Consider the following 12627-nt stretch of genomic DNA (forward strand, 5'->3'; position numbering starts at 1 on the left):
TCATCATGCTCATCAAAAACGTCAAGTAAACCAACCAGTCATTACGCAAAGGAGCAATCATGACCAACACCTTCATCAACGGCGTGAACCTGGGCAACTGGCTCGTCCTTGAGAAGTGGATGAACCCGGCCCTGTTCGACGGCACCACCGCCGACGACGAATACTACCTGCCCACCCAACTCGACCCGGCCGTCTACGAGGCCCGTATCAAGACCCACCGCGCCGAGTACATCACCGAACGCGACTTCGCCACCATCAAATCGTGGGGTCTGAGCTCGGTGCGCATCCCGGTGCCGTACTTCATCTTCGGCGACCGCCCGCCGTTCATCGGCTGCGTCGAGGAGCTCGACAAGGCGTTCAACTGGGCGGAGAAGTACGGGCTGAGCATCCTGATCGACCTGCACACCGCCCCGATGAGCCAGAACGGTTTCGACAACGGCGGCCTGTCCGGCGTGTGCAAGTGGGCGCAGCTGCCCGACGAGGTCGAGTTCGTGCTGACCGTGCTGGAGCGCTTGGCCCAGCGCTACGGCACGCGCGAGGCCCTGATGGGCATCGAGGTTATCAACGAGCCGAATACCACCGCCTCGTGGGATTCCATGAACGTCACCGAGCGGTACAAGGCCGTCGATCCTGAGATGGCCGAAGGCACTGGGCCGATCGAATTCGACTGGCTCAAGGACTTCTACATGACCGCCTACCGCCGTCTGCGCGGCGAGGGCGGCCTGCCGGAGGACAAGGCCGTGGTCTTCCACGACGGCTTCGACATCTACCAATGGAAGGAGTTCTTCGCCAACCCCGAGCTGAAGAACGTGATCCTGGACACCCACCAGTACCTGATGATGGCCGAGATCGCCGGCTGCCCGCAGACCGCCGAAGGGTACGACGAGTTCGTGCGCAACACCTACGCGCCGATGATCGCCGAAGTCAGCGAGTACGTGCCGGTCATCGTCGGCGAATGGTGCCTGTTCAACTCCGCCGGCTGCGGCGTGGACACCCATGGCGGGCAGTCCGTGCTCAACGGCGAGGAGGGTGCCGCCGCCGAAACCCTGAGCGCGCAGGAGAAGCGCGACCTGTACCAGGGCGTCGCCGCCTCTCAGCTCAACGCCTGGAGCAAGGGCGCCGGCCAGTACTACTGGAACTACAAGCTGCTCACCGACACCGTCAACACCCCGGGTTGGGTCGGCTGGGACTCCTGGGATCTCGGCCGCTGCATCGCCCAGGACTGGTACCCCGTCGACCACAAGTGACCGTTCCGCCGCCCGCGTCGTCACCGGTGCGGGCGGCCTGGCCGCACCGTCGGCATTGCCGACGAACCGCAAGGACACAGCTTCAACAAAGGAAACAATGATGTTGCACAATCCGATCTTCAAGGGATTCAACCCCGACCCCGCCATCTGCCGCAAGGGCGACGACTACTACGTGGCCGTCTCCACCTTCGAATGGTTCCCCGGCATCCCGATCTACCATTCCAAGGACATGAAGCACTGGGAGCTACTGACCCATGTGCTGACCAACGACGCCGACCCGAACCTGACCAAGCTGCCCTCCGCCAAGGGCATCTGGGCCCCCTGCCTGACCTACTGCGAGGAGGAGGACCTCTTCTATGTGGTCTACGGCGTCATGAACTCGATGAACGCCCGCTACTTCGATGTGGACAACTACCTGATCTCCGCCAAGGACATCACCGGCCCGTGGAGCGAACCGGTCTACCTGACCTCCTCCGGTTTCGACGCCTCCATCCTGCATGACGACGACGGCAAAAAATACGTCGTCTCGCTCGAATGGGAGACCCGCGAGGGTTACGAGAAGCCGGGCGTGATCTGCTGCGTCGAGTACGATCCCAAGACCAAGCACGTCGTCGGCTACCCGAAGCGCATCTGGCGCGGCGCCACCGACCGCGGCTGCATCGAGGCCCCGCACCTGACCAAGCGCGACGGCTGGTACTACATCATGTGCGCCGAGGGCGGCACCGGCTACAACCACGCCGTCACGATGGGCCGCTCCCGCAACGTCTGGGGCCCCTACGAGCCCGATCCGATCGGCGCAATCGTCACCTCGCAGCCGGAGGAATCCAACGAGCGAGCCGATCCGGATCACCTGAAGCCCAAGTACTTCAACCCGCAGTCCGTGCTGCAGAAGTCCGGTCACGGCAGCTACGTGGACCTGCCGAACGGGGAGACCTACCTCGTGCATCTGACGGCGCGCCCGTTCGTGCCCGAACTGCGCTGCACGCTGGGCCGCGAGACCGCAATCCAGAAGATGCGCTGGACCGAGGACGGCTGGCTGCGCATGGCCGACGGGTCGAACCTGGCCAAGCTGGAGGTCGAGGAGCCGGATCTGCCCGACGTGCCGATGCCGCAGATCCCGTCGCATGACGATTTCGATGCACCGGAACTGGGCAACTGGTACTACTCGCCGCGCATCATGCCCACATCGTTCGCTGACGTGATCGCACGCCCCGGCTGGGTGCGTTTGCGCGGCCAGGAGTCGCTCGCCTCGCTCAACCGCGTGAGCCTGCTGACCCGCAAGCTCACCAGCGTGCAGGCCACGGTGACCACCCGGATGGAGTTCGACCCCGAGGTCTACCAGCACAGCGCCGGCCTGGTCCTGTACTACGACAACATGAACAACGCGTTCCTGCGCAAGTACTGGTCCGAGACGCTGGGCGGCCCGGCCATCTCGATCGTGCGCCTGGAGAACGGCGAGAAGACCGAGATGCTCGACACCCGCACGGCCGTGGACGACCGCCCGATCTGCATGCGTCTGAACATCCGCGGACGCCGGTCCTGGTTCGAGTGGGGCTACGATGGCGAGACCTGGACCAAGATCGGTCCGGAGTTCGACACCACCACCTTCTCGGACGAGTACTGCAAGTTCGGCGAGTTCACCGGCACGATGGTCGGCATCGCCGTGACCGACGCCGCGTTGCACGAGAAGACCGCCGACTTCGACTTCTTCGACTACGAGGCCGACGAGTCCGCTCCCGTGGAGTGACGCAAGACCGTCGCTTCCGGAACACCCCAGGCGGCATCATTACGGACTCTGACACATCGTGTCCGTGATCCATTCCCAAAAACCCCGGAATTCCGCGGCTGTATGGGAACAGGGAGCGGCCGAATGTGTCAGAGTCCGTATATGCATCGGTTAATGGGGATTGGAGAGATCGAGGCCACTCCGAAGCGGCGCCGGTGTGCGATGATAGGAGGTGGACATCGCACGGGACGGAGGTGGTGGGGTGGCGCTGGGCTTCGACGAACCGATCCGCGGGGTGAATCTGGGCAACTGGCTCGTGCTGGAACGCTGGATGACGCCCGGGCTGTTCCGTGCCAGCGGCGAAGCCGATGAGATCTGGATGCACCGGACCATGCCGTCGGACGAGCTCGACCGTCTCCTGCGCCGCCATCGCGAGACCTATGTCACGCTCGACGACTTCCGGGCCATCGCCGCGCATGGCTGCAACCTGGTGCGTATCCCGGTGCCGTATTTCATCTTCGGCGACGTGCCAGGGCATCCCGGCTGCGTCGAGTTCCTCGACCGCGCGTTCGACTGGGCCAACGCCGTCGGGCTCAAGGTCCTCATCGACCTGCATACCGTGCCCGGCTCGCAGAACGGGTACGACAACGGCGGACTGACCGACGTATGCCGGTGGCACCGCAGTCCGAAGGCGGTCGGGTTCGCACTGGACGTGCTGACCCGGCTGGCTGCACGGTATCGCGACAATCCGGCGCTGTTCGGCATCGAGGTACTCAATGAGCCGGTCAGCTGGCTGGTCTACCGCACCGCGTCCTCGACCGGCGCCGCCCGCGACGCGGCGGAGGCGCACGGCAGCGGGCATGTGCCGATGCACCTCCTCAAGGCGTTCTACCGGGAGTCGTACCGCCGGCTGCGTGGCGTGCTGCGGCCGGAAACGGTCATCATGTTCCATGACGGTTTTCGGCTGGGCGCGTGGGGCGACTGGTTCGTGCGTGAGGGGATGCACAACGTGATGCTGGACACGCATATCTACTTGGTCGGGTTCGACGCGTTCTCCCCGGTGCATACGATGCGGGCGTATCGCGCGTATCTCCGATGGAACGAGTGGCGCATCCGCCGTGCGGTGCGGCATACGCCGGTGGTCGTAGGGGAGTGGAGTCTGGCGAATGCGATGGTAGGGCGTGCGGCGGGGCGTGCGGCGGGCCGCGTCGAACCGTCGGAACGTCGATCGGCCGAGGACCGGATCTACCGCGACCTCGCCGCGATGCAGCGGCGGACGTGGGACGCCGGCGCCGGACACATCTTCTGGAGCTACCAGCTGCGCCGGCTGCGTGACGGTTCCGGCCCCCGTCCGGGCCGAGAGCCGTGGTCCCTGTCCGATGTGTGGCGCAACGGCTGGATGTAAAGGACGTGAACACGGGATGTCGATGGATATTCCGGGTATAATGCCGAACGGTACAGGGACCTGTGTATTCGATGAAGAAAGGCGATAGCCATGGCCGATGAAGCCACCATGCCCTACAAGAACCCCGACCTGCCCGTTGAGGAGCGCATCGCGGACCTGCTCGGCCGCATGACCCTGGAGGAGAAGGTCGGCCAGATGATGCAGCTGGACGCCCGCAGCGCCGACCTCGACGAGCTCATCGTGAACAAGCATGTCGGCTCGGTCCTGCACACCAGGCCCGAGGACCTGCCCCGCGTGGTGGAGGCCGTGGACACCAAAACACGCTTGAATATCCCCGTGCTGATCGGCGACGACTGCATCCACGGCTACTCGTTCTGGCCGGGCGCCACCATCTTCCCCGAGCAACTCGGCATGGCCGTCAGCTGGGATCCCGAGAAGATCCAGGCCGCCGGGCGCGCCACCGCCGAGGAGGTTTCGGCCACCGGCGTGCACTGGACGTTCTCCCCGGTGCTGTGCATCGCCCGAGACACCCGCTGGGGCCGCGTAGGCGAAACCTTCGGCGAGGATCCGATGCTGATCGGCGAGATGGCCTCCGCCATCGTCAAGGGCTACCAGGGCGGCGCCAAGGCCAGCGAACCGCTGCCCAAGGATGCGGTCCTGGCCTGCGCCAAGCACTTCGCCGGATATTCCGAAACCCAGGGCGGCCGCGACGCCTCCGAGGCCGACCTCTCGCATCGCAAGCTCGAATCCTGGTTCCTGCCGCCGTTCGAACGCGTGGCCAAGGAGGGCTGCGGCACGTTCATGCTCGGCTACGAGTCCATCGAGGGCGTGCCCGTCACGTTCAACCACTGGCTGCTCAGCGAGAAGCTGCGCGGCGAATGGAACTACCAGGGCACGCTAATCACCGACTGGGACAACGTCGGCCGCTCCGTCTGGGAGCAGCACGTCAAGCCGGACTATACGCATGCGGCCGCCGACGCCGTCAAGGCGGGTAATGACCTGGTCATGACCACGCCGCAATTCTACGAGGGTGCGATCGAGGCCGTGCGTACCGGCATGCTCGACGAGGCGCTGATCGACGATGCCGTCTCTCGCATCCTGGCGCTCAAGTTCCGCCTCGGCCTGTTCGAGGATCCGCGCCTGCCCGACGCCGAACGCATCAAGGCCGTCATCGGCTCCGAGGAACACCAGCGGCTCAACCTGGAGGTGGCCCGCGAATCCGTGGCGCTGCTGAAGAACAACGGCGCGCTGCCGTTCGAACCGTCCTCGGCCGACGGTCCCAAGCGCATCGCTGTCGTCGGCCCGCTCGCCGACGACGCGCAGATGCAGCTGGGCGACTGGGCCGGCAACTCCGGACAGGTCGACTGGATGCCCGACGGCCACCCGCGCGAGATGATCGACACCGTGCTCGACGGCTTCAAGGCGCTCGTGCCGGGGGATTGGGAGGTCGCCTACTCCCGCGGCGCGAACATCGTGGACCTCATCCCTGACCCGGAAGGGGAGACCTTCCCCGACGGCCAGCCCCGGCCGAAGGTCGGTGTCTCCGCCGCCTTCGACCAGGCCCTGCTCGACGAGGCGGTCGAGAACGCGCGGCGTTCCGACCTTATCGTGGCCGTGGTCGGCGATGTCATGCAGATGATCGGCGAGACCTGCTCGACCGCCACGCTGGAGCTGTTGGGCGGACAGAACGCGCTGATCGATGCGCTCGCCGCCGTTGCGCGGGAGACCGGCAAGCCGTTCGTCGTCGTGCTGATGAGCTCCAAGCCGATGGTGCTGCCGACCTCGGTGATCGGCACCAACGGCGTGGTTGTGGACATGACCCCGGCCGAGGGCGTCTCCGCGCTGCTGTGGGCGCCGAGCCCGGGCATGAAGGGTGGCCGCGCCATCGCCGAGATCATCCTCGGCCAGACCGAGCCGAGCGGCCGACTGCCGATCACCTTCCCGCGTCATGCGGGCCAGCTGCCGGTGTACTACAACCAGATCCGCGGCCAGCACGGCAACCGGTACGCCGACCTCACGCAGGACCCGGCATTCGCGTTCGGCGAGGGCCTGTCCTACACCACCTTCGCATACGGCGAGGTTGTCATCGACGGCGCAGACACCCCGTTCAGCACCGACGGCACCGTGCGCGCCTCGGTCACGCTGACCAACACGGGCGACCGTCCGGGCACCGAGGTCGTGCAGGCCTACGTCGGCGACCTGGTGACCTCGTACAGCTGGACCGACCGCGAGCTCAAGGCGTTCCGCCGCGTCGAGCTGCAGCCCGGCGAGAGTGCGACCGTCACGTTCGACATCCCGGTGGCCGACTGCACGATCGTGGATCCGGACGCGCGCCGCATCGTGGAACCCGGCGAGTTCGAACTGCTGATCGGTCATTCGAGCCGCCGCGAGGACCTCAAGCGCGCCACGTTCACCGTGGCCTGAGTGAAAAGGAGTGTCGATGACGATACAACGGGACCTGAACAGGTATGACGAGCAAGCGTTGAAGGACGCCGAGCGCTGGACCGAGATCGACGGCGACCTGGACGGGGTCGATCCGTCCGTGGCCGCCGCGATCCTGACCTCGCGCTGCGAGACCATACGCTACGACCATCCGCGCACCGAGCGGTGGCACGACCCCGAGGACGTCGATGTCATCGCGGACATCCCCTATCTGCCGGACGGCGGGTATGACGCCGCGGCCGGGCAGGTGCGCGGGCATCTGCTCGACATCTACCTGCCGCATGAGGCGGCCGTGCGCATGAGCGACGTCACGCCGGTGTACGTGGACGTCCACGGCGGCGGGTTCTGCTACGGCTACAAGGAGCTCAACCGCAACTTCAACACGCACTTGGCGCAGCAGGGCTTCGCCGTCGTGTCCCTGAACTACCGGCCGGCGCCGCAGACCGATCTCAAGGGCCAGCTGGCCGACGTCCAGGCCGCCCTGCGCTGGCTGAAGGCGCATCTGGCCGACTATCCGGTCGATCCGAACGCCGTGTTTGTCACCGGCGACTCCGCCGGCGGCGCCCTGGCCCTGTTGACGCTGGCGATCGAGAACAGTGAGCGCGCGGCCGAGGCCTTCGGCATCGGGCGGGCGTCCGGCATCGGGTTCAAGGGCGGCGCGCTCGTCTGCGGCGTCTACAGCCTGGCCTCGCCGGAGAAGACCGCCGGGCGGGGCGTGGCCTACGGCACCGAGCGCAAGAACCTGGAATCCACGCTCGGGGCGGGGTTCTTCGCCGGACTGGATGCCGCCGATCCGGATTTCCTGACTGCGCCGGACATCGTGGCGAACGTGGGTCTGCCGCCGCTGTTCCTGCTGACCAGCGCCGACGACTTCATCCAGGCCGAGACGCTGGCGCTCGCCACGGCGCTGGCGCGCAAGGGGGCCGACTTCGAGCTGCATGATTGGAAGCCCGCCCGGCACGACAGCCTGGGGCATGTCTTCCCGGTGTGCATGACCTGGCGAGAGGAGAGCTTGCGGACGCTGGCCGACATCCGTCGCTTCAGCTATGACCGGTGCTGAATAGGGTAAGACGATTCACGGTTTTCGCCTTCACAGAACCGTGAATCGGCCTAGTGTTCGATTCAAGCGCAACATCCCCGGAATACCGGTATTCGGTTGTTTCGCGGATGTTGTGTTCTGTGCGGTTCGGGTTCACGACTTTTACGGGGGCGAAAGTGTGAATCGGTCGGTATGGAGCGGTGCGGCGGCATGCGGAGGGACGCTGGGGCGTCGATGGCGACACGCCGAATGTTGTATATGCAACAGTTGTATATGCTTCATAATATGCTGACCGTTCGGTTACCACAGTGAACTGAAAGGAAGGGGGTGAAGCGCAGACGATGGAATCCTTGAGGCAGTGGGCCGACCCCGAGCTGGCCGCGGTGCTGGAACGCACGCGCCCCAGCATTGAAATCCGCTCGCTGCACAACATGATCAACCGCTACCTGGCGGTCACGATGCCGCAGGAGGCGCGCATCGCCACCGGCGGGAACACGCATATCATCGTGTACCTCGAACGGCACCAGGACCGGGACATCTTCCAATACGACATCGAGCAGCGCTTCTCCATCACCCGATCCACCGCCTCGCGTGTGCTGGGCCTGATGGAGAAGAAGGGCCTGATCGAGCGCCAATCGGTGGACTATGACGCCAGGCTGCGCAAGATCGTCCTCACGGACCAGGCGCGCGCCATCGCCGAGGCGTTGCGGGACAACGCCTCGCGTATGGAGCAGGTGCTGTTGGGCGGGTTGTCCAACGAGGAGATCACGCAGCTGCTTGAACTGTTAAGTCATATGAAACGCAATCTTGCGGCCACCGGCAAGGTCGGCTGGGAATGCGCGAGACCGGGGGAGCCCGGGGATACGCAGGAGACCGCCGGCGGAAGGACCGGGGCCGCCGCAACCGCATCGACATCATCAACACAGGAAGGAACGGAAACGATATGACAGCCACAACCGCAGCCGTCGACGAGACGTCGCAGCCGGCCGTGGACCAGTCGCAGGAGCGTCCGAAGCATATCCTCCGGACGCTGGGCAGAAGCCTGCGCGAATACAAGACATCCAGCCTGCTGGCCCCCGCGTTCGTGCTGGTCGAAGGCATCCTCGAGATCGCCATCCCGACCGTCATGGCCACGCTGATCGACGAGGGCATCACCGGCGGCAACATGCCGGCCATCCTCAAATTCGGCCTGATCCTGCTGCTGTGCGCGCTGGTCTCGCTGGTATGCGGGTTCCTGGCCGGCAAGTACGCGGCCATCGCCGCCGCCGGCTTCGCCAAGAACCTGCGCCACGACCTGTTCGCACAGGTGCAGGGCTTCAGCTTCACGAACATCGACCGGTTCTCCACCGGTTCGATCATCACCAGGCTCACCACCGACGTGACCAACCTGCAGAACGCCTACATGATGATCGTGCGCACCGCCGTGCGCGCCCCCGTCATGATGATCGTCTCCTGGGTCTTCGCGTTCCGCATCAGCAAGGAGATCTCGCTGGTGTTCCTCGTGATCATCCCGATCCTGGCCGTGGTGCTCATCGGCTTGGCCGCCTACGTGCACCCGATCTTCGAGCGTGTGTTCCACACTTACGACGAGCTGAACAACGTGGTGGACGAGAACCTGCAGGGCATCCGCGTGGTCAAGTCGTTCAACCGCGAGGAGCATGAGGACCGCAAGTTCGGCGGCATCTCCGAGACGATCTACAACAACTTCGTCCGCGCCGAGAAGATCCTGAGCTTCAACGCCCCGGCCATGAACCTGTGCATCTACACGGCCCTCATCGTCATCTCCTGGGTCGGCGCGCAGCAGATCGTGGCCTCCGGCAACGATCCGGCGCTCGGCCTGACCACCGGCGACATGACCGCGCTGGTCACCTACGCGCTGCAGATCCTCATGAGCATGATGATGATCTCGATGATCTTCGTCATGGTCATCATCTCGCGCGCCTCGGCCGAACGCATCTGCCAGGTGCTCAACGAGATCAGCACCGTGCGCGACCATGAGAACCCGGTCACGGAGGTCAAGGACGGCTCGATCGAATTCGATCACGTGACCTTCCGCTACTCCGACAGCTCCGAGAAGCCCGTGCTCGACGACATCGACCTGAAGATCGAATCCGGCATGACCGTCGGCATCGTCGGCGGCACCGGTTCCGCCAAGTCCAGCCTCGTGCAGCTCGTGCCGCGCCTGTACGACGTCTCCAAGGGTTCGCTCAAGGTCGGCGGCGTCGACGTGCGTGACTACGATCTGGTCACCCTGCGCGACCAGGTGGCCATGGTGCTGCAGAAGAACATCCTGTTCTCCGGCACCATCGCCGAGAACCTGCGCTGGGGCAACCCGGACGCCACCGACGAAGAGATCCGCCACGCCTGCCAGCTCGCGCAGGCCGACGGCTTCATCCAGGAGTTCCCGAAGAAGTACGACACGTACATCGAACAGGGCGGCACCAACGTCTCCGGCGGTCAGCGCCAGCGTCTGTGCATCGCCCGCGCCCTGCTGAAGAAGCCGAAGATCCTGATCCTGGACGACTCCACCAGCGCCGTCGACACCAAGACCGACAAGCTGATCCGCGAGGCCTTCCACCACGAGATCCCGGACACCACCAAGATCATCATCGCCCAGCGCGTGGCCTCGGTCGAGGAATCCGACCTGATCCTGGTGATGAACGCCGGCCGCATCATCGCCAGGGGCACACATGAGGAACTGCTCCAGACCTGCGACGAATACCGTGAGATCTACGAGTCGCAGACCCAGAACAAGGCGGGTGAGGAGTGATGACGCAGACCGCTTCCACCGCAACCGAAAAGAACGCAAGCAAGAAGGACGTGCAACGCATGGCTGAAGAGAAATTCAGCGATCGTAGCCCGCTGCTCAAGCGCACCAAGGCGGCGCCGGGCACCATCAAGCGCCTGTTCGGCTACATCTTCAAATTTAAGATCCAGGTCGCCATCGTGGTGGTCTGCATCCTGGTGTCGGCGGCCGCGCAGGCTGGATCCGCGCTGTTCCTGCAGTCGCTGATCGACGACTACATCCTGCCGATCGTGGGTCTCGACAACCCCGACTGGGCCCCGCTGATCCAGGTGCTGACCACCATGGCCTGCCTGTACGCGGTCGGCACCTTCTGCTCCTGGCTCACCCAATGGCTCCTGGTCAACGTGGAGCAGGGCGTGCTCAAGGAGATCCGCGACGAGATGTTCGCCCACCAGCAGCTGCTGCCGATCAAGTACTTCGACACGCACGAGCACGGCGACATCATGAGCCGCTACACCAACGACACCGATACGCTGCGCCAGGCGATCAGCCAGTCGTTCCCGCAGATGTTCCAGTCCTCGATCTCCGCGCTCGCCGCACTGGTCTCCATGCTGTGGCTGTCCGTTCCGGTCACGCTGTTCGTGCTCGCGTTCTCCGTGCTGCTGTTCGGCGTCGTGCGCGTGATCGTCGGCCGCTCCGGCCGCTTCTTCCTCAAGCAGCAGCAGTCCCTCGGCGAGGTCAACGCCTTCGTGGAGGAGTCGGTCAACGGGCAGAAGGTCATCAAGGTCTTCAACCACGAGCCGGCCACCGCCGCCACGTTCGACGCCAAGAACGAGGAGCTGTTCCATGCCAGCGCCCAGGCCAACATCTACGGCAACATCACGATGCCGGTGGTCAACAACATGGGCTATCTGCTGTACATCCTGCTGGCCGTGGTCGGCGGCGCGATGGCGCTGGCCGGCGTGGGCAACTTCGGCTTGTCCGGCACGGGCGACCTGACCGTCGGCGCGCTGATCTCGCTGTTAACCCTCGCCCGGTCGTTCACCAACCCGATCGGCCAAGTCTCCCAGCAGTTCAACATGGTCATGATGGCCCTGGCCGGCGCCTCCCGCATCTTCGCGCTGATGGACGAGCCGCCGGAGAGCGACAAGGGCACCGTGCGCCTGGTCAACGTGGAGCTGGCCTCCGACGGCCGCACGATGACCGAGACCCTGCGTCCGACCCATCACTGGGCCTGGAAGCGCGAGGCCAGCGATGACGGCACCCGCTCGCTGAATTACGCCAAGACCCTGAAGGGCCGCGCGTATGAGATCGCGATGGACGCCCGCGACAGCGCCATCACCTCGCCCGACGGCAGGCTCACGCTGCTGCGCGGCGACGTGCGCTTCACCAACGTGACCTTCGGCTACAACCCGGACAAGCCGGTCCTGCACGACATCACCTGGTTCGCCGAGCCGGGCCAGAAGGTCGCGCTCGTCGGCGCCACCGGCGCAGGCAAGACCACGGTGACCAACCTGATCAACCGTTTCTACGACATCCAGGAGGGCCAGATCCTCTACGACGGCATCAACGTCAAGAGCATCCGCAAGCAGGACCTGCGCCGGTCCCTCGGCATCGTGCTGCAGGACGTGAACCTGTTCACCGGCACCGTGATGGACAACATCCGCTACGGCAATCCGGACGCCACGCGCGAGGAGTGCATCAAGGCGGCCGAGCTGGTGAACGCCGACAGCTTCATCCGCATGCTGCCGCAGGGTTATGACACGGTGCTCAAGGGCGACGGCTCGGGTCTGTCGCAGGGCCAGCGCCAGCTGATCTCCATCGCCCGCGCCGCCGTGGCGAACCCGCCGTGCCTGATCCTGGACGAGGCCACCTCCTCGATCGACACCCGCACCGAGGCCGTCGTGCAGGCCGGCATGGACGCGCTGATGGAGGGCCGCACGGTCTTCGTCATCGCCCACCGCCTGTCCACCATCCGCAACTCCGACGTGATCATGGTCCTCGACCACGGCCGCATCATCG

At 65.1% G+C, this 12627-nt stretch carries 8 protein-coding genes; all 8 read left to right on the forward strand.

Annotation, left to right across the window (positions count from 1 at the left end):
- Nucleotides 1-59: 59 nt before the first annotated feature.
- Complete coding sequence (locus tag B4C31_RS08470) at nucleotides 60-1247, forward strand: glycoside hydrolase family 5 protein (RefSeq protein ID WP_291532109.1); 1188 nt, start codon at nucleotides 60-62, stop codon at nucleotides 1245-1247.
- Nucleotides 1248-1344: 97 nt separating this feature from the next.
- Complete coding sequence (locus tag B4C31_RS08475; RefSeq protein WP_291532110.1) at nucleotides 1345-2994, forward strand: glycoside hydrolase family 43 protein; 1650 nt, start codon at nucleotides 1345-1347, stop codon at nucleotides 2992-2994.
- Between the two features lie 241 nt (nucleotides 2995-3235).
- Nucleotides 3236-4378 (forward strand): glycoside hydrolase family 5 protein, encoded by a 1143-nt coding sequence (locus B4C31_RS08480; protein WP_291532114.1) that lies wholly within the window; start codon nucleotides 3236-3238, stop codon nucleotides 4376-4378.
- Nucleotides 4379-4468: 90 nt separating this feature from the next.
- A complete protein-coding gene (locus B4C31_RS08485; protein WP_291532111.1) occupies nucleotides 4469-6802 on the forward strand; it encodes a glycoside hydrolase family 3 N-terminal domain-containing protein in 2334 nt (777 codons plus the stop codon).
- 16 nt (nucleotides 6803-6818) lie between these two features.
- On the forward strand, nucleotides 6819-7880 hold the full coding sequence (locus tag B4C31_RS08490; RefSeq protein WP_291532112.1) for an alpha/beta hydrolase: 1062 nt from the start codon (nucleotides 6819-6821) through the stop codon (nucleotides 7878-7880).
- A gap of 320 nt (nucleotides 7881-8200) precedes the next feature.
- A complete protein-coding gene (locus B4C31_RS08495; RefSeq protein WP_291532113.1) occupies nucleotides 8201-8806 on the forward strand; it encodes a MarR family winged helix-turn-helix transcriptional regulator in 606 nt (201 codons plus the stop codon).
- Entirely contained in the window at nucleotides 8803-10629 is a 1827-nt protein-coding gene (locus tag B4C31_RS08500) for an ABC transporter ATP-binding protein (RefSeq protein WP_204386853.1), read from the forward strand. Before B4C31_RS08495 ends, B4C31_RS08500 begins: the two co-directional genes overlap by 4 nt.
- Nucleotides 10630-10688: 59 nt before the next feature.
- Nucleotides 10689-12627: ABC transporter ATP-binding protein (locus tag B4C31_RS08505; RefSeq protein WP_291532115.1), on the forward strand; the 1939-nt coding region annotated here is incomplete at its 3' end.

The sequence above is a fragment of the Bifidobacterium sp. UBA4282 genome, assembly GCF_002394995.1.
GTDB classification, from domain to species: domain Bacteria; phylum Actinomycetota; class Actinomycetes; order Actinomycetales; family Bifidobacteriaceae; genus Bifidobacterium; species Bifidobacterium pullorum_B.